19 protein-coding genes and 1 pseudogene are annotated in these 17,427 nt (G+C 64.5%); 10 read left to right on the top strand and 10 right to left on the bottom strand.

The genetic code is table 11. The features are described 5' to 3' along the window. The coding region (locus CKO28_RS13405; RefSeq protein ID WP_200341297.1) for a S8 family peptidase at nucleotides 1–874 on the bottom strand (874 nt) is incomplete at its 3' end. Between the two features lie 318 nt (nucleotides 875–1,192). Between CKO28_RS13405 and CKO28_RS13400 the strand changes: the two genes are divergently transcribed. Further along, a complete protein-coding gene (locus CKO28_RS13400) occupies nucleotides 1,193–1,420 on the top strand; it encodes a hypothetical protein (RefSeq protein WP_200341296.1) in 228 nt (75 codons plus the stop codon). A 95-nt stretch (nucleotides 1,421–1,515) separates the two neighbouring features. On the opposite strand, the gene CKO28_RS13395 is transcribed toward CKO28_RS13400, so the two are convergent. Then, the gene (locus tag CKO28_RS13395; RefSeq protein ID WP_200341295.1) at nucleotides 1,516–1,878 is read right to left on the bottom strand and encodes a hypothetical protein; all 363 of its coding nucleotides are present in this window, start codon (nucleotides 1,876–1,878) and stop codon (nucleotides 1,516–1,518) included. A gap of 131 nt (nucleotides 1,879–2,009) precedes the next feature. Beyond that, the gene (locus CKO28_RS13390; protein ID WP_200341294.1) at nucleotides 2,010–2,258 is read right to left on the bottom strand and encodes a hypothetical protein; all 249 of its coding nucleotides are present in this window, start codon (nucleotides 2,256–2,258) and stop codon (nucleotides 2,010–2,012) included. A gap of 622 nt (nucleotides 2,259–2,880) precedes the next feature. Between CKO28_RS13390 and CKO28_RS13385 the strand changes: the two genes are divergently transcribed. Together CKO28_RS13385 and CKO28_RS13380 are read left to right on the top strand one after the other, a co-directional pair. Further along, a complete protein-coding gene (locus CKO28_RS13385) occupies nucleotides 2,881–3,435 on the top strand; it encodes an ElyC/SanA/YdcF family protein (RefSeq protein ID WP_200341293.1) in 555 nt (184 codons plus the stop codon). 42 nt (nucleotides 3,436–3,477) lie between these two features. Beyond that, nucleotides 3,478–4,377: a S1 family peptidase gene (locus tag CKO28_RS13380; RefSeq protein WP_200341292.1), complete on the top strand. Its 900-nt coding sequence runs from the start codon at nucleotides 3,478–3,480 to the stop codon at nucleotides 4,375–4,377. Nucleotides 4,378–4,523: 146 nt separating this feature from the next. Here the strand turns inward: CKO28_RS13380 and CKO28_RS13375 are convergent. The 3 genes and pseudogenes from CKO28_RS13375 to CKO28_RS29320 all read right to left on the bottom strand — a co-directional run. After that, a pseudogene (locus tag CKO28_RS13375) lies at nucleotides 4,524–4,955 on the bottom strand (IS91 family transposase); the annotation flags it as partial. A gap of 309 nt (nucleotides 4,956–5,264) precedes the next feature. After that, nucleotides 5,265–5,792, bottom strand: a complete 528-nt coding sequence (locus tag CKO28_RS13370) for a PEP-CTERM sorting domain-containing protein (protein WP_200341290.1) — start codon at nucleotides 5,790–5,792, stop codon at nucleotides 5,265–5,267. Between the two features lie 433 nt (nucleotides 5,793–6,225). Further along, nucleotides 6,226–6,348 (bottom strand): hypothetical protein, encoded by a 123-nt coding sequence (locus CKO28_RS29320; RefSeq protein ID WP_367575746.1) that lies wholly within the window; start codon nucleotides 6,346–6,348, stop codon nucleotides 6,226–6,228. Here CKO28_RS29320 and CKO28_RS29315 point away from each other — a divergent pair. Continuing rightward, complete coding sequence (locus tag CKO28_RS29315; RefSeq protein WP_367575745.1) at nucleotides 6,298–6,645, top strand: transposase; 348 nt, start codon at nucleotides 6,298–6,300, stop codon at nucleotides 6,643–6,645. The genes CKO28_RS29320 and CKO28_RS29315 overlap by 51 nt on opposite strands. Nucleotides 6,646–6,676: 31 nt before the next feature. On the opposite strand, the gene galE is transcribed toward CKO28_RS29315, so the two are convergent. The 4 genes from galE to CKO28_RS13345 all read right to left on the bottom strand — a co-directional run bounded on the left by galE (nucleotide 6,677) and on the right by CKO28_RS13345 (nucleotide 11,050). Continuing rightward, nucleotides 6,677–7,663 (bottom strand): UDP-glucose 4-epimerase GalE, encoded by a 987-nt coding sequence (gene galE / locus CKO28_RS13360; protein WP_200341288.1) that lies wholly within the window; start codon nucleotides 7,661–7,663, stop codon nucleotides 6,677–6,679. A gap of 49 nt (nucleotides 7,664–7,712) precedes the next feature. Beyond that, entirely contained in the window at nucleotides 7,713–8,435 is a 723-nt protein-coding gene (gene uppS / locus CKO28_RS13355; protein WP_274610975.1) for a polyprenyl diphosphate synthase, read from the bottom strand. Between the two features lie 267 nt (nucleotides 8,436–8,702). Continuing rightward, nucleotides 8,703–10,526, bottom strand: a complete 1,824-nt coding sequence (locus tag CKO28_RS13350) for an asparagine synthetase B family protein (protein ID WP_200341286.1) — start codon at nucleotides 10,524–10,526, stop codon at nucleotides 8,703–8,705. Continuing rightward, a complete protein-coding gene (locus tag CKO28_RS13345) occupies nucleotides 10,523–11,050 on the bottom strand; it encodes a GNAT family N-acetyltransferase (protein ID WP_200341285.1) in 528 nt (175 codons plus the stop codon). The genes CKO28_RS13350 and CKO28_RS13345 overlap by 4 nt, the downstream gene beginning before the upstream one ends. 293 nt (nucleotides 11,051–11,343) lie before the next feature. Here CKO28_RS13345 and CKO28_RS13340 point away from each other — a divergent pair, with 293 nt between their 5' ends. Genes CKO28_RS13340 through CKO28_RS13315 form a run of 6 tightly spaced genes read left to right on the top strand, consistent with a single transcriptional unit; the run spans nucleotide 11,344 to nucleotide 17,374 of the window. Further along, nucleotides 11,344–12,948, top strand: a complete 1,605-nt coding sequence (locus tag CKO28_RS13340; protein ID WP_200341284.1) for an acyl-CoA ligase (AMP-forming), exosortase A system-associated — start codon at nucleotides 11,344–11,346, stop codon at nucleotides 12,946–12,948. Beyond that, nucleotides 12,932–14,146: a pyridoxal-dependent decarboxylase, exosortase A system-associated gene (locus CKO28_RS13335; protein WP_200341283.1), complete on the top strand. Its 1,215-nt coding sequence runs from the start codon at nucleotides 12,932–12,934 to the stop codon at nucleotides 14,144–14,146. Before CKO28_RS13340 ends, CKO28_RS13335 begins: the two co-directional genes overlap by 17 nt. A 12-nt stretch (nucleotides 14,147–14,158) precedes the next feature. Continuing rightward, nucleotides 14,159–14,425 carry a phosphopantetheine-binding protein gene (locus tag CKO28_RS13330; protein WP_200341282.1) on the top strand — a complete coding sequence of 89 codons (267 nt, stop codon included), beginning with the start codon at nucleotides 14,159–14,161 and terminating at the stop codon, nucleotides 14,423–14,425. Continuing rightward, entirely contained in the window at nucleotides 14,422–15,240 is an 819-nt protein-coding gene (locus CKO28_RS13325) for a hydrolase 2, exosortase A system-associated (protein ID WP_200341281.1), read from the top strand. Before CKO28_RS13330 ends, CKO28_RS13325 begins: the two co-directional genes overlap by 4 nt. Then, nucleotides 15,237–16,106, top strand: a complete 870-nt coding sequence (locus tag CKO28_RS13320) for a hydrolase 1, exosortase A system-associated (RefSeq protein WP_200341280.1) — start codon at nucleotides 15,237–15,239, stop codon at nucleotides 16,104–16,106. Before CKO28_RS13325 ends, CKO28_RS13320 begins: the two co-directional genes overlap by 4 nt. Continuing rightward, nucleotides 16,103–17,374, top strand: a complete 1,272-nt coding sequence (locus CKO28_RS13315; RefSeq protein ID WP_200341279.1) for a VanZ family protein — start codon at nucleotides 16,103–16,105, stop codon at nucleotides 17,372–17,374. The genes CKO28_RS13320 and CKO28_RS13315 overlap by 4 nt, the downstream gene beginning before the upstream one ends. The last annotated feature ends 53 nt before the right edge of the window (nucleotides 17,375–17,427 follow it).

Genomic DNA, 17,427 nt, shown 5'->3' with positions numbered 1-17,427 from the left:
CCTCCACCCGCTGCCAGGGCTCTCGGTAGAGATCGTCGATCCGGTCCTGGTGCTGACGCAGCCACATCGCAGCAGCGGCGGCCACGTGGACGGTCGCGTAGGACGTGCCGTCGCCGGTGCCGTAATCGCCCGCGCTGACGGAGCCGTCGGTCAGCACGCTGTTCGCCCGGAATAAGTCGTCGGCGGGCGCCCACACGTCGATGGAGCGCTGCGCCATGGATTCCTCGTACTCGAACCACACCGTTCCGTCGTCGCGGACCCCGCCGACACCGATGGTGCGGGAGAACTTGCCGGGGTAAGTCACCCGATCAACGACTTGGCCGCCAGCACCCACCAGGATCATCCCGTGGTCGTAAGCGTGATCGACCGCTTCGCCGAGGTGCCGTTGCCCGAACAGGCTCATCTGCGGGAAACCGATGCTCATCGAGATGACCTCGCAGGCGTTGATGTGCACGGCGTGCCGAATCGCCTCAGCCACGTGCTTTCTAGCCTGCTTGGAATAGATCACGACGTGGTTGATCGCCCGGTAGGGCACGATGGGGAGCCCAGGCGCGACGCCGACGAAGCTCCCCGGCAGGTTGCCGCAGAGAACGCTCCCGACGCGCGTGCCATGGCCGGGCGTGCCCTCGTAAGCCAGCGGGTCAACGGGCCGCCTTCCGCGCTCGATCAAGTTGAGCCCGTCATCCACTCGCACGAACGGGCTGTCGCCCTCCTGCCAGGGGCCGAATACGGGGTGCTCCGTGTAGCCGGTGTCGATCAGCGCGACCTCGATCTCGTTCCAATCGATCTGACCGGAGCCGTCGGTGCGTCGAGGTAGACGGTCGCGCGCTTGGCGACCCCGCACCAGGTCGATGTTCCAGAACTTGCCGGTCATGGTGATCACCCCGAGCCTGATGACGGCACCCGAGCTGGTTTAAGGCTCGTCTTTGCGGTGCTGGTTGCTCGCGCTGCGATCGGGTAGTTGGCTGCGCGCCCTTTTTTCTGTGGCTGACCTCGGTGAGGCCGTTATCCTGCGTAAGCCGGGCGATGCCGCTTGCGGCCGACATGAAAGACCTCGCTCGTAACCGGTCAGGTCATATCCACTCCAAGACTAGAGCTTTCGACCACATCTCAGGTACAAGCGGTCCAGCCCGAGCGCGTAACACCAAGGCCAAATGTCCTGAAATGATGCCAAAAATTCGGAGCCGAAGCTATGAAAACGATTGATGGTTGGCAGCTGCTCGCCGTGATGCTTTGTGCAGTCCTCTTGGGCCTGGCTGCCGGGAAAAGTGCGACCGGCCAGCAGTCGGTGAACCTGGACAGTCAGCAGATCGACGACCCCGAGATGGCTCGGTGTATTCTGAAGCACCACAACGTTGGATCGGACGCAATGACGCGCTATGTGGTCGGCGCTTGCCGTACCGTAGTGGGCGCTGACTAACGCCGCTTGTCGCACAGCCGGAACTCGGCAGCTGACGAAATAGGTACTGAGGTGTCACATGACGGCGTGGTTGCGGCGTCCAGACCGGCTCGTTGCTATCGACGGCTACCTGTCGATACCGTCTCGTCAAGCTTGCGAGAGATCTCGTCGGCCATCTCCTCGATGCGCGTCCAGTGCTGTAAGAGACCTTCGACGTGCTCTTCGATATCTCGCCTGCCGACCTGCTGGCCCTCTCTCGTCAACATCACTGCCGCAACAGCCACGGTGGCCAGATCCCTCCGATCCGTGCGTTCCCTGATGCGCTGCATGAGATCTTTTTGGCGCGCGTCAAGGCACCTGATGCGGTGCAGTAGCCAAACGTTCAACACCACCGATGCGGCGAACAGTGCCGCCAAAGCGCCGAGTCCGAGAAGCTGGAGAGTTGGCGCTCCCCAGGCGACCGTTTCAAGAATGCTCAAGCTACAACCCCCAGGAGCGTATCGAGCGCGAAGGCAAGAATAGACCCTCCAGGGCTCCTTTCGAGGGTGTCAAGAGGTCACGACATTGCGGTCGACCAACAGGATTGCCGTGGCATCGCTGAATAAGCTGGTCAGACCAAAACGGAAACAATGACGGACAACACTCCCCAGCACGCCGCACTTGCAACGGCAATCGCCACGCCCGCGCTGCGAACGCTCAAACGCCCCGCCTGATCAGCGTCATGCCACAGCTCGCCGTACGCCCCCGATTCCGCAAGAGAAACCGCCTGATCGGCGAAAGCTGCTTTCTGGTACGTGAAGCCGCAGACCTGCGACTCAGGGCCGCGGGTCTGATGTGCGAAGTCGCTAACGTTAGCCATGACGAACTCCCTATTGACTAACGGAAGATCGCCGACAAAGCTTAATCCATGGTTAAAACAAGCCCGGAAGCCCACGGTCACATTTGGTGACCGGTGTCAACAGGTCTGTCTTCTGGCAGGTTAACCCACGGGAGTGGAAATACGCGCCTATCTCCGCATCCCCGTGATCACCCACCTGTCTACCGACAACACGCCCAGATCGTCAGCTACTCCGTAGCTGACGACCCGGCCTGGCACGATCCCGAAGCGCTCGACGGGGTCGTGCGCGGTGACGGAATAGGTGATGTTCGTGATGGCGGCAATCCTTGGCGGGCGTGGCCGCGACCAGTCGAACTCCTTTTCAGAAGCAACCAGCGGCAATCACGATAAAAAATGGTGGCGGAGGCTTCACTACGCTCTTTTTCTGAACACACTCGGATAAGTGAAGGGATGCTCATAAGGATTTATTATGGATCTTGTTAAAAGCCTTATACTACCTCCTGGTGTTCTCGTGCTGCTCCTGGTCTTGTGCTGGTTCCTAACCGCCAAAGGAAGCCGCCCTGGGCGCCTGCTTCTAGCGGGCGTCATCCTCATGTTCTGGGCTTTGTCGAGCCCGCTCATGGGCGGGACGCTACTCAGAGCCGTGAGCGTGGATGCCCAGCCGTCAAAAGACAAGCTGCGGTCCGCGGCGGCGATCATCGTACTCGGTGGAACATTTGACGCCGCCGAGGACGGCGGCGTCCCGGGCGCGCTCACCCTGGAACGACTCGCCAAAGCGGCGACTCTTCACCGGGCTCACGATCTCCCCATCCTCGTCACGGCCGGCCAGCTCAAGCATATGACGGAACCCGGCGCGGCCATCATGGAGCGCAGTCTGCGCGAGGTCTTTGGCGTTCCCGTTCGCTGGCAAGAAGCATCGGCGATGAACACGCGCGAGAACGCCCTCGAAGCCGCTAAAACTCTGCAGAATGCAGAGATCTCTCGCGCTCTGGTTGTGACGCACAGTTGGCATCTCCGGCGCGCCATGCTCGCGTTCGAGACCACCCAACTCGAAGTGATCCCAGTGGGGGTCCATCCGATGCCACCCGCAGGCGCCTTTGGCTGGCGCGACATCCTCCCCACACTAGCGGGCTTGGAAGCGTCTTACTACGCGCTTTACGAAACGCTTGGCTTTATATGGTACCGTATCCGGCGCTAGAATCTCCAAACTAGCGCGCCACGCGGGCGAGGGAGACAGGGGATGTCGTGCCGTACCACTGTGGTGTGCCTGATTGGTCTCGCCACGTTTGGGTTTTTTTCAGCAGGCGTGTCCGCGGCGTCCGGGGGGAGCAATCTCGCGCCCTGTTACGATCCAGCCCGCGAACTCGTCCAGAAGGTTGTCCCCGCAAACTGCGAAGGCAGGGTCGTCTCCCCCACCGAAGCCGAGAAGATCCGTGAGCGCATCAAGCGGCAGCGCTTTCGGCAGGCACGGGGATCCAACCCCGGCCGACAACCGTCCGGATCCGAAGTCGTCAGGTCTGGTAGCGGCGTTCTTGTCACATCCGCCGGCCACATCGTGACGGCGGCTCACGTTGTTAACGGGTGCCGGCGCATCCGGGTTCACCATCCGTCATTCCCGACCCGAAAGGCCACGGTCGTCGCGCGCCACCGGAACGCCGACCTCGCGCTCTTGCAGACGCCGTCAAAGAACCTGACACCGATCGCAATCGCCTTCGGAAGGACACCCGTCTCAGGTGCCCGCATGGCGACGATCGGTTATCCGAACCGCGGACGAACCGCAATTCGACCGATCCGAAAAGCCGCGCGCTTCGGTAAGCTAAGAACTATCGGTGACGACGGCGCTCAAGGCCCGCTGAGGATCGTGTTCCACGGCGATCTGCGCCCCGGTAACAGTGGCGGCGCCCTAGTGGATCAGGACGAACGGCTCGTTGGGGTGGTCATCGCGCAGATCAATACCCCCAGTATCTATGCCAGCACAGGCCATGTCATTCGCAATGTCGGTTTCGCAGAGCCCATTGCGGCGCTACGCGAGCTTCTGAAGTCGTCCGAGGCGCAAGTCTCGGCCGGCAAGCCAGAGCGATCGCGGACAGAGGCCGAGCGGTCCGTCTTTCGGGTGACCTGTCATTTCGGCGGCGGTTAGGTAGCCAACATCGCATCTCAGTGAAGCTGCCCCGCCCCGGCACCCTTGCCCGCACGGATCAATGCCGAACCCGATCGCCCCAAGACCAACGGTGCGAAAACAGCTATCCAACGTGCATGGTTGCCAACCGGACCACCCGTTTATCCGGCGATGGTCACCAGGTTCTCGGCGGTCGCCTTGAACAGGATGGCGTAGATCGCGGCCTTGTTCTGGTAGGCGATGTCGGCGACCGCCGCCGGCAGCATGAAAACGAGATGGTAGTACGGCACCGGCAGGAGGTCGGCCTGGCGGGCGGCCAGCCAGGCGTGGGCGGCCGCGCCCTGGCAGCCGGGCCAGTGCCGGTGGCGGCAGGAGTTGTAGGTGATCCGGGTATGGCCGCAGGCGTGGCAGGCCGCGACGTGCCCACCCAGGGCCGCCGTGCGGCATTGCTCGATCGCGGCCATGACCTTGAGCTGGCCGAGGCTGAGACGGCCGGCGTGGGCCTGACGAAAGGCGGCGCCCTGGGCGTCGAGGATATCCGAGAGCCCGAGCGAGGACGACGCATTGCGCCACCTCCGTCGATGGCGGACCACAGACATCCGCCGGCGAAACGCAGATCCTAAGCGACCGAGGCACGTCGTTGCGCCAGAAAACGCTCTTGCCCGCCTGGGCTACCGCGGTTCAGTCCCTTGACCCGAAGCGGCCGAAACAAGGCGGCGGCTAGTTTCTGCCCCCAGCGGAAGACGATAGCGACACATGCTTGAAAGCACAGCACGTTAACCTGTCACCGGTGATAGAATACAGCGGACCTACGTTCACATCTGTTACAATAAACAAAGCCTCCCCTGCATGCCACGGGAAGCAGGAGAGGCTTTCACACCTGATCGCGAATCAAACTAGAAAGCTCGCTACGCACGGACCCTTGCGGCAGCGCCTAGACCGATCAAGCCTATCCCAAGGAGAGCTAGGGTGCTTGGGCTTGGGATTGATGTACTAGTCGCCGAGAAAGTCGCTTCCACACCCGTCGTATTGAAAGTTGCATCGATAATCCCGGGCGTTGTGTCCAAGCTTGGGTCCGTGGAGGTTAGCTGTCCCACTGCTTCAAAATCGAAAGAGTCGGTTTCCAGATTACTTACGTCGAACGATTCGATATTCATCGTAAATGTTGTTCCGCCGCTTGAAACGCTCCAAAATGCCTGAAATGGTATTTCTGACGAATCTGCGGGAATATCAAAATCGGCCCACGAATCCACGACGGTAAAGTCCGGAATTCCTGTGAAGTCTCCGCTTGTTGCGATGACCGCTGTATTTTCATCAATACTTTGGATAGAGCTTGCCTGCGTCATATCGGTTGTGGTTGAGCCGCTTTCGTCATCCTGCGTATAGGCGTTAAACTCGCCACCGAAACCGATCGAACCTTCGATCGGAGCCGTCAATGCTTGGCTCGATATTAAAAGGATTCCGCTCGCGGCAACGGTTGCTATACCGAATCGCTTCCTAGTGCCAGTCATGGTGCATCCTCTTTGCTTTACAGTGAGGAAATGGTTTCCCCACTGTACCGGCGCGCAAACACTGTGCCAAAGACGTAAGTCCATGATCCTGGGGAAAGATATATTAACCATTAAAACGATAATGTAAGGTGCGCTTAACAACTGAACGCATTAGTGGCTTGAGGTTGTAAAGTACAGTGACTGTGTATTTGCCGGAGGGCGCGGTAGATGCTCCCTATCCGCAGTTGCCATTCTTCGGCCGGCCCAATCCGGGCGCAGCAACAATCGAACGCCGGGTCCGTAGTGCCCCCGAAAGCTGTCTACAGGGATCGTTCCGTGTGGGCTCAACCACGAGGCTGCGGGGCGCCCGTGATCCCGCTTAATGCACCGACCGGCCAGTAGGGCGGGGTGGCGTGCCCTCGAACAGCGCCTCGAACTGGGCGCGCGAAAGCTGCATCACACCGTCCCGGACGGGCGGCCAGCTAAACCGCCCCTGGTCCAGGCGCTTTTAGGTGACCGGCTCCGACGGACCGTTGCCGGGGTCTTCCATCACATCAGCCCGAATCATACCGACCGGTATGTCGCGGAGGTGGCGTTCCGCTGGAACCAACGCATCTGCGTCGGCGAGTCGATCCGTCGGACGCGGAAAGGCCGCGTCGTTCGGCGGCCCAAGTACGACCGTCTGGCGCCTATCACGCAGATGCTGAGCATCTTACCGAGCTGCGTCGGCCATCAGCTCCGGCGGACGCGAGACGGAAGTCTGCGAGTCGCAACATCGGTTACTGTGTTTGGGATATAAAGGCTTAATTATTCACCGCGATGGCCGCACTTCAATTCGGCGACGAGGACGCACTGCGGTACCAGCCACCCGCTGTCTCGATGATTTTTGACAGGTCGCTCATCTGCGGTTGCCAGTTCAAAACGGTTCTGGCCAGCCCTGGCTCTGCCACCAGCGCCGGCGGATCTCCGGCCCGACGGCCCACGCGGCGGTTGCGCGGTTCGCGTCCCAGAACCCGGGCACAGGCATCTACGACCTCCTGGACCGTCGTCCCGTGTCCGGTCCCAAGGTTGACGGCACAACTTTCACCGCCATGCAACAGGTAGGTCAGCGCCGCTACGTGGGCAGATGCGAGATCGCAAACGTGGACGTAATCGCGCACTGCCGTGCCATCGTGCGTATCAAAGTCTGTACCAAAAACGTCCAAAGTGAAATCAGGGTCGTACACGGCGCGAATCGCGTTCGGGATCAGATGTGTCTCGGGATCGTGCGCTTCGCCAATTTCTCCCTCCGGACTGGCGCCGGCCGCGTTGAAGTACCTGAGGGACACTGCCCGGAAAGTCTCGGCCGCCGAGAGATCAGACAGGATGCGTTCGCTGGCGTACTTACTGACACCGTACGGGTTGATCGGCTTGAGTGGATGGGTTTCAGGAATTGGCGTCTTGTCTGGCACGCCGTAAACGGCTGCCGTACTGGAAAACACAAACGGTTCGATACCAAATTGCTGAACGACGCTTAGCAGCGCCGTGATACCTTCGATATTGTTCCGGTAATAGGTGAGCGGTCGCCGAACCGATTCGCCCACCTGCGTATAGCCGGCGAAATGCATCACGGCAATCGGCCGGTAAGCCGCGAAGATTCGGCTCAAGCCGTCTTCATCGCGCGTGTCGACGGTTTCCAGAGGCCCCCAGCGAACCGCCCATCGGTGCCCGTTCTCAAGCGTATCGACGGTGACTGGTTCGTAGCCGTGCCCGGCTAACTCCCGGCAGACATGACTTCCAACGTAGCCGGCGCCACCGGTGACAATCACTCTTTCCATACCCCTCCGAACCCCCTTGGCTCACGACCCGCCGGCCTTGGACAGTGGGTCAACTCCCGATGATAGCACCGAAGCGGCGTCTCCGATGCTGGTAGGTCTCCACCATCGCATGGACGTCATCAGGTCCGATGTCGGGCCAAAGCTTATCTATGAAAAACATCTCCGCATAGGCGCATTGCCAGAGCAGAAAGTTACTGATTCGCTGCTCGCCTCCGGTCCGAACAAGAAGGTCCGGGTCGGGAAGAGACGACGTGCTGAGCGCGTCGCCGAATGCCTGGAGAGAAATCTCATCGACCCCAAGCTCGCCGTCTGCGACCCCCTGTGCCATCTGCTGGGCCGCGTTGACGATATCCTGGCGACCGCCGTAATTGAGGGCGAGTGTGACCGCTATACGCCGGTTCGCCCGCGTCTGGGCCTCAGCGCGCGCCAGCATGTCCTGCAGATCCTCCGGCAGAGGGGTTCGATCGCCGATGACACGCAGACAAACGCCATTATCGCGCAGGTCATCGAGTTCGCGTTGAACGAAGGTACGCAGGAGCCCCATCAAATCCTGGACCTCCCGCGCCGATCGCTTCCAGTTTTCGGCGGAGAACGCGAACAGCGTAAGATACGACACGCCAAACTCGCCTGCGGTGCGGACGACCCCCTTGACCGCTTCAGCCCCTTGGCGATGACCGACTGTCCGCGGGTGACCACGCGCTTGCGCCCAACGACCGTTGCCATCCATGATCACAGCAACGTGACGTGGCCCAGGGCGGTTATCGCTTTCCAAGCTAGACACCCTTCAACAGCTTCCACTGAAGCCAAAGCAACCCTTTGTGTCGCGTTGCGATGACTTCGATGTTGATCGGCAGTTGTAAGTGTAGTTGTAAGGTCGAACATGATGACACTGTCGATGATGTCATCCAGGCCGGCGCCATGGCCAGCGCTCCCGCGGGTTCTCGAAAAACTGCCCAAGTCATTGCGCTTCCTGGGCATCACGTGGCCGAGGCCCCACGCCTCCGGAACCGCCTGCCAGCAGCGCTGGCAAGGGAGAAACTTAGACCGGGGCCCCAGGCGCATGCGCTTTAAGCCAGAGTTCAAGGACGACGAGATCCCATGCCGCGCCTCGCAGACCGGCCGCATTGTCTTCGCTCAGCCCTGAGCGTGCCATATGGATGTAAGCGGGTGCGATGATATCCCGCTGTTCGAGATCGGCAAGGGCATCTTGCGCCAGCTTATTCAGGCCCGGGTCGGCGGCGAGCCACTGCGAGAACGGCATCCCGAAGCCCTGCTTCTTCTTGTTGATGATATCGCTCGGGAGGAAACCGGCCACAGCATTCTTGTAGAAGTGACGCAGCCGCAGACGGCGTATCAGGTGATCGGAAGGCACACTGAGCGCCACCTCCACAACGTCTTCGTCCAGCATCGGGTAGGCAAACTCGACGCCCGCAAGGTCGCACGCGGCGGCCACCTTGCGGAGGTCGTTATCGGCGAGCGTATACTTCATGTCGACGTAGTGCAGAGTATAGAGCCAGTCGTCGCTGGGACACCCGGTAGCATACGCCTGCATGTCGTCGACCGGGCCATGGGCGCGAACGCCCGCCGCAAGATCCGGGTGGAGAACGTCGAACGGATCGGCGTCCAGAACACTTGCGCCGTCTAGCATACGCTCGCTGAGCGGGCGCTCGCTCAACGCGCTAATCCGCGCCAGGCGGCGCAACGGCCCGCGCTGCAGACCGCCCGGCATCGAGGCGAGGGCACGGCGCAGCCTCGCCGGTAGGGCGGTCTCCCATCTCGCGATCAGCTTCTGACGCACGTAACGCTCGTTACCCCCGAAGATCTCGTCCCCCCCATCCCCGGCAAGCATGAAATCCACACCCTTCGCACGGGCCTGCTGAGCGCACAGAGCGGCGGGGATCGCCGATGAGTTGCCAAACGGCTCGTCGAAATGACGGGAGAGCCGGAGCAGCAGGTCTTGTGCCGTGTCCGCCGCTAGGCACGTCTCCTCTAGGGGGAGACCAAACCAGTTGGCGGCGCGCCGTGCATAACCGCTCTCGTCGAACGGCGCGTCGTCGAAGCTCACGTGAAAACACGGGGTGGGTCCATGCCGGCTCGCGAGGCCGGCGACAACCGAACTATCGAGGCCGCCGCTGAGGAAAGCACCGACTTGGCTACTTGAGGCGTGCACCCGTTCCACGGCGCGATCCAGGGCATGAAAAAGTCGCTCGCGTGCGACGCGCGGGTCGAATGCCCCGGCACTGCCGAACTCAGGCACCCAGTAGCGCCGCAGCTCGCCCCGGCTCGGCGTCCAATCGAAGCAATGCCCAGCTTCCAGGCGGTTGACGTCCTGATAGATCGTGTGCGGCGCTGGAACCGCGTAGAAGTAGAGGTAGCGGTACAGCGCCTCCGGGCTCAGGCGCCCGCCATCGGGCAGACCCGCCTTCAAGGGGGTGAGTTCGGTGCCGAATAGAACCTGGTCGCCGCGTTGTGCCACGTGCATCCGACGCACGCCGAAACGATCCGTGGCCAGGAGCGCGCGCTCACGCGCCGGATCGACGAGGGCGAGCGCAAAGTCTCCTTGCAGCCTGTCAAGGATTTCCTGTCCATTTCGGACATACAGTCCGGCAATTTCGCGCGCCAAAGACCGACCCTGAAGGTGACCCGTCGCGCCGTCGCGCAGACGGGGCGCCCCCTGCATGGCGACGACGACCCCGGTGTCATCATCGACGATGACCTGGCCAGCCCCGCCGCCCGTCCAGGCCACCGCAACCGGGCCAGCGCTGATGACCTTCGCACGTCCGTCGAACGTCCCGGCCATGCGGTCCAACAACTCCGGGTGATGTGCCCCGCGTGGATCGAGGATGCCAGCAAAACGAATCATTGTCCGGTCACTCCATCAGGACCTTCAACGGGTACGCGTATCAGCGGACCTTTGGAACGGGCCGCGGAGAAATGCACGCGCGGGCCGAGGCTGCAGGATGCCGCCTGCAGCGGACCCAGCCGTAAAAAGGTGGCCGCCCCCACGACACGGGCGCCGAGCCGGCGGTGCGCGGCCAGCGATCCCTCGTTGAACGCCGAGATACGGCTGACCGACCACCTCACGCCGCGCGTCCGCAAAGACGCGTTAGCCTCATCCCAGAGCTTGGGAAACACCAGGGCCCCGCGCTGGTTGGGATCGACATAGACGTCGAAATCCCAAACCGTCGCGTTCTCGGGTAACGGCCGGTAAACCGCAGACACCTCATCCTCGACGTAGTCGCCCGGGCATAGCCAGAGACACCCGGCCACCGTGTCGTCGCGGAACACGCAGAAGCAGGTTGCCCGCTGATCGAATCGATAGCGGATCACATCTTCCGTGAGCGGTAGCTGAGCCAGCTCGGGTGACGGCGTATCGAACGTCTTCACCTGCAGGCCCCGGCCGCGGCGAGCCGGTAGCCTCGGCCCCTGCACGGGCTGGACGACGAAGTAGTAACGTCGGGCACGCAAAGGGAGCCCAAGGCGGTCAGCCCCGCGGTCAAGTAGGTACAAGGCCGCATTGTACCATCCCACGGCGCGCCGCAGCCCGGTTAGCTTTTCAAACAAACGCATGGGGACGCTTCAAATGTGGACTTCGCGCTGGCCGGTCGGGCTTGTATACAACATACCTGCGTGGGACAAAGCCTAGCGGGAACAACCGGCTTCGAACAGCATCGTCGTACATGATCAAGCATCTAGCAGACTTGGCACGTCGCCACGCGGAGACGGCCGGCGACCGGACCGCGCTCGTCGACCGCCGTGGCGCGATGACGTATGCGGACCTGGCAGACCTGGTCGGGCGTGTTGCCGCCGGATACCGTGCCCGCGGGCTGCGCCCCGGGGACCGGGTTGCGATCTATCTGGACAAGCAGCGCGAGACCGTTGCGGCGATGCTAGGCTGTCTGCTCGCCCGCTGCGTTTTCGTCCCCGTCAACCCGGTCCTCAAGCCACGCCAGGTAGATCACATCCTGCACGACAGTGGTGCGCGTCTCTTGGTCACCGCGCGCACCCGCTGGACCAGCCTCGCAGACTGTGACTCCGCGCCCTGGAACCTGGATGCCGCGGTGCTTGTGGATGGGCTCGATGGCGGGTCCCGACCGCCCGAGTCGGACTGGGCACGGTTGCTGGACACCGACGGCGAAACTGGGTGGCGTGCCAGTGACGCGGCCCTCGAAACCGATCTCGCTGCAATCTTCTACACCTCGGGCAGCACCGGCCGGCCCAAGGGGGTGGTGCTGACCAACCGCAACCTCCTCGTCGGCGCGCTCAGCGTCGCCGAGTATCTCGGCAACACTCAAGAGGACGTGATCCTCGCCGCCCTGCCGCTCAGTTTCGACGCCGGCTTCAGCCAGCTCAGCACCGGGCTCGCCGCGGGCGCGAGCATTGTACTGCACAACTACCTGCTGGCCCGGGATGTGCCCAAAGCATGCGCCCGACACGGGGTCACCGGCCTGACCGCGGTCCCGCCGCTCTGGTTCCAGCTCGTCGAGGCCAAGTGGGATGACGCCAGCCGGGCGAACCTTCGGTATTTCGCCAATACCGGCGGGCACATGCCGCGCGCCACCTTGCACCGGCTTCGACAGTTGTTCCCTAACGCGGCCCCGTATCTCATGTACGGGCTGACCGAAGCGTTCCGCTCCACCTACCTGCCGCCCGCTGAAGTCGACCGCCGGCCGGATTCGATCGGCAAGGCAATCCCCAACGCGGAAATCCTCGTTGTCGGGGCGGACGGCGCCCGGTGTGATCCCGGCGAAGTCGGCGAACTTGTCCATCGCGGCCCCCTGGTGGCGCACGGCTACTGGAACGACCCCGAGCGTACGGCGCGCCGGTTCCGTCCGGCGCCGGCAACCGATGCCGGCACCGGGCGGCCCGAGATCGCGGTCTGGTCGGGAGATCTGGTCAAGACGGATGCCGAAGGCTTTCTGTACTTCGTCGGCCGCGGCGACGACATGATCAAAACCATGGGCTACCGGGTCAGCCCGGCGGAAGTGGAGGAGATCGCGCTTGCCCAGCCTGGCGTCGCCGAAGCTGCGGCTTTCGGGGTCCCGCATCCGGACAAGGGGCAGGCGATCATGCTGGCGCTGGTTGCGAGCCTGTCCAGCCAACTGCAGACGGCCGACGTGATCGCGGCCGCACAACGCGACCTGCCCAACTTCATGATCCCAACGGCGTGCATAACCGAGGCCGAGCTGCCGAGAAACGCCAACGGCAAGATCGACCGGAAGGCGCTGAGCGATCGCTACAAAAACCATTTCACCCCGGCGGACAGCCATGCACCCGGCGCTTGACCATCACGCCTGGACCGAATCCGGCCTCATTCTCGGCGGACGACCGGCCGAGCGCCTCGCGACCGAGGCCGGCGGAACACCACTGTTCGTCTACGACCGCGAGCTGTTGGCCCGGCGCGTCCGCGAGCTGCGCGCGGCCCTGCCCGAGGCGCTGGGCCTCAATTACGCCATCAAGGCCAACCCTATGCCCGCCTTGACGGGGTTTCTGAGCGATCAGGTCGATGGCTTCGACATCGCCTCCGCAGGCGAGATGCGGGTCGCGCTCGACGCCGGCATGCCGCGCGAAGAGGTCAGCTTCGCCGGCCCGGGAAAGACCGATGCGGAGCTGCGGCGGGCGATCGCCGCGGGGATCATCATCGAGATCGAATCGGCAGGTGAGCTGGAACGCGCCGCCGACATCGGCGCCGAGCTGGCGGTGCAGCCGAACCTGGCGGTTCGGGTGAACCCCGACTTTTCGGTCAAGGGCTCCGGCATGCAGATGGGCGGCGGCCCGCAGCAGTTCGGGGTGGATGCCGAGGCGGTGCCCGCGGTGCTGGACCGGCTGAGTGCGCGCGGCGCCCAGTTTCACGGCTTCCACGTTTTTCCGGGATCGCAAAACCTGCGCGCGGAGGTCCTGGCCGAAGCCTGCGAGCGAATCGGCGCGCTGGTCGAGGAGCTCGGGCGCAACGCCCCGGCGCCGCCGCCTCGGATCAACCTGGGCGGCGGCTTCGGCGTTCCCTATTTCCCCAACGACCAGCGGCTGGACGTCCCGGCCCTCACCCCGGCGCTGGAGCGCGTCTGCGCCCGGCTGCGGGCGGCGTTTCCAGGGGTTACGCTGCGCATCGAACTGGGGCGTTACATCGCGGCCGAAGCCGGCGTCTACCTTACCCGCGTCGTCGATCGGAAGGTCTCGCGCGGCAAGACCTATCTCGTGACCGACGGCGGTCTGCACCACCAGCTCGCCGCGTCCGGGAATTTCGGCCAGCGGATCCGGCGCAACTTCCCGCTCGCCGCGGCCAGTCCGGCGCGCGGGCCGGAAGAGCGCGTCTCCGTCGTCGGCTGCCTTTGCACGCCCCTGGACCTCCTCGGCGACGACGTTATGCTGCCCGGATTGGGGCCGGGCGACCTTGTTGCGATCTTTCAGGCGGGGGCGTACGGCCTCACGGCGAGCCCCACCGCGTTTCTCGGGCACACGCCGCCCGCCGAACTACTGGTGTAACTGGAGCCAATGATGGAGCAGCAAGCCGCTACGACGATCGACGAGGTGCGCGCGGTCCTCTGGGAGACTTTGCAGATCAGTGCGGACCGCTACCCCCTGCCTCGGGAGGCCGACCTGTTCGGCGCGATCCCTGAGTTCGATTCGATGGCCGTGGTGAACGTGGTGACCGCGCTTGAAGAGCGTCTGGACATCGAGTTCGAAGACGAGGAGATCACCGCGGAAGCGTTCGCCACGGTTGGAAGCCTGACGGATCTGGTCGAGGCAAAGCTGCCGCATTGAGCCTGAGCCCGCCGGCCCCCGAACCCTTCTTCGCGGACATCCACGGCGAACGCCTGTTTTGCGTCTTGCATCCCGCCCGAGGCGACTCGCGCATGGCGGCCCTGTATGTGCCGCCGTTCGCGGAGGAAGCTAACAAGACCCGCCATCTCGCCACCCGCCAGGCCCGCGAGCTGGCCGCGCACGGGATCACCGCGTTCCTGGTCGATCCCTACGGCACGGGCGACAGCGCGGGCGTGTTCGCCGAGGCGACCTGGACGCGCTGGTGCCGCGACATCGCCGGCGCGGTCGCCTGGCTGGAGGCGGCCGGCTACAAGACCGTCGTTCCGTGGTGCGTCCGGCTGGGCGCCGCCCTCGCCCACTCGGCCGGCCTGTTCGAACGCGACGCACCGGTCTTGCTCTGGCAGCCTGTGTTCTCAGGGCGCAGCCACCTCAACCAGTTTTTCCGGTTGCGGCTGGCCGGCGACATGACCGGGAGCGCGCGGGTTTCCCGGGCCGACCTGGAGGCCGCGCTCGCCCGGGACGGCTTTCTCGACATCGGCGGGTATCGCCTCAACCGCGAGCTGGTGGCTGCGATCCAGGCGCTGGACACGACCCCCCCGGCCCCGTCTGGCCCGGCCGGCTGGTTCGAGGTCAGCGCCGCCCCCGAGCCCGCCCTCGGCCGGGGCGCCCGCGAGACGGTCGCGCGCTGGCAGGCCGCGGGATGTGCCGTCACCGGCGCCGCGGTGACCGGTGACCCGTTCTGGGCGACCCAGGAACTCGGTTTCGCGCCCGACCTGATCGAGACCACGACCGGATGGATCAGCAGCGAACAATGACACAACCGGAACGCGCCTGCAGCTTCACCTGCGCGGCCGACCGGCTGATCGGGATCTTGCATCCAGCGACCGAGACTGCGGACGTGCTGGTCGTAATCGTGGTGGGCGGTCCACAATACCGTATCGGCGCGCACCGCCAGTTCGTCGATCTGGCCCGCCGGCTGGCAGCGGACGGCTGGCCCGTCTTTCGCTTCGATTACCGGGGGATGGGCGATGCCACCGGCGAGCTCGGCGGGTTCGAAACGGTGGACGCGGACATCCGCGCGGCGATCGATGCCGGGCTTGCGCAGTCGGGAGCGCGCCGCGTGGTGTTGTGGGGCCTGTGCGACGCCGCCTCGGCGATCGCGTTCTACGCCGGGTCGGACCCGCGCGTCGCGGGGATCGTCCTGGCCAACCCCTGGGTGCGGACCGAGACCGGCGCCGCCCAGGCGCGTCTCAAGAGTTACTATTCCCGCCGGCTGGTCTCACGCGACTTCCTGACAAAACTGGCACGCGGCCGGGTCGACCTGCCACGCGCGGCGGGCGGTGTTGTGGCCAGTCTCGCGGCGGCGGTGCGCCGGAAGATCGGTTTAAGCCACGAAGCCCACGACCTCCCAACCCGCATGGCGGCCGGGCTCGCGCGGTTCGCCGGCAACGTGCTGATCCTTCTCAGCGACCGCGATCTAACGGCCGACGAGTTCCGTCAGGTGGCCGCGGAACACGACTGGCGCGCGCGCGCCTTCGGCAAGGGCCGAGCGCACCATCAGACGGTGACCCTCGCGCGCGCGGATCATACCTTCTCCCAGCCGGGCAATCCGGAGGCGGCGGCGCAGGCGACCCTGCGGTGGCTGCAATCGGCGATCTGCGGTGATCAAAAGCGGTCATGACGGTCACGCGGCCAGAGGTGAGGGAGGGCGCGCGCGAGGCCACCCCGGAAAACGCCGGCACCCGGGCCAGCGGGCAGCCGGCGGCACGTCGGCCGGCCGTCCGTGCCTCCGTCCTAGCAGGCATTTGGGGCTTCGCCCTCATCGCCATCGCGCTGCTGTCGACCTGGCCGTTCGACGTCGACTGGGAGCTGGCGACCCCGTCAGCCTGGGCCGCGTTCACCGACTCCTGGGGATGGCGAACCAGTCAGGGGAACGCGGCGGGTAACGTGCTGCTGCTGGCCCCCGCCGGCATCCTGGCGGCGGTCACCGCCAGCCGCGCGCGGATCGGCTGGCGCGGCAGCCTTTTTGCCGCGATGGCCACGGTGACCCTGGGGCTCGCGGTCGGCGTGCAAGCCGCCCAGCTCGTCCTTCCCAGCCGGGACGCAACGCTCGTCGACGCGGTGTGGAACACAGTGGGCTTCGTCGCCGGCGCCGGGGTTGCCGTCACGCTCGGACGCGTCTCGGTCGGCGTCGAGCCGCTCCCGGGGCGCCTGCGGCCGCTGCCAACGGCCCTCCTGATGGCCTGGGTGGCCTACCGGCTGGCGCCATTCGTCCCCTCCCTCGACCTCCAGGCGATCAAGGACAACCTCAAGCCCCTGCTCGATACCGCACCCCCGGTCAGGTCGGTCGTGGCGAACACGGCCGCGTGGCTGGCGGCCACGTTTCTGCTGCGTGATGCGATGCTGGACCGGCGGGGCGACCGCTGGGCCCCCGCCCTGATTCTCGCGGTCTGCGCCGGTGAGACCCTGATCATCGGACGCGACGGTCTCGGCTTGGCGAGCGTTGCCGGCGCCGGCCTCGCCCTGCTCATCTGGTTCGGCGGGCTCGCACACCTGCACCGGCCGGCGGCCTGGGTATGGGCTTGCCTGGCGGGCGGCATCGCCGTTTCCGGGCTGTGGCCGTTCGACCTGCGGGACGACGCCGTTCAACCGTTCTACTGGCGGCCTTTCTTAAGCATCCTCTACGGCGATATGTGGCACAACGCGCTTGCCTTGACCTGGAAAGCTTTCGCCTACGGAGCCCTGGTTTACATCGGATGGGGCGCTTGGCGGTCGTGGCTGGCGACAGCGCTCGCCGGTGTGGGCGTGACCTTCACCGTCGAATGGCTCCAGCGCTTTCAGACCGCGCACGTGCCGGAGATCACGGATGCACTGCTGGTGGTGCTGGCCGCCCTGACCTGTCGGGCCGTGATGGGGCGTCGGTGGGATTGTGGCCGCGCAAACGGATAGATTGCGGCTGGCAGCTTGTACCGGGGCGGACCAACTAGTACCTTATAGGGGGC

The organism is Rhodovibrio sodomensis, from assembly GCF_016583645.1.
Taxonomy (GTDB): domain Bacteria; phylum Pseudomonadota; class Alphaproteobacteria; order Kiloniellales; family Rhodovibrionaceae; genus Rhodovibrio; species Rhodovibrio sodomensis.
The sequence above is the reverse complement of the archived record's forward strand: the minus strand, read 5'-3'. Positions and strand labels throughout refer to the sequence as shown.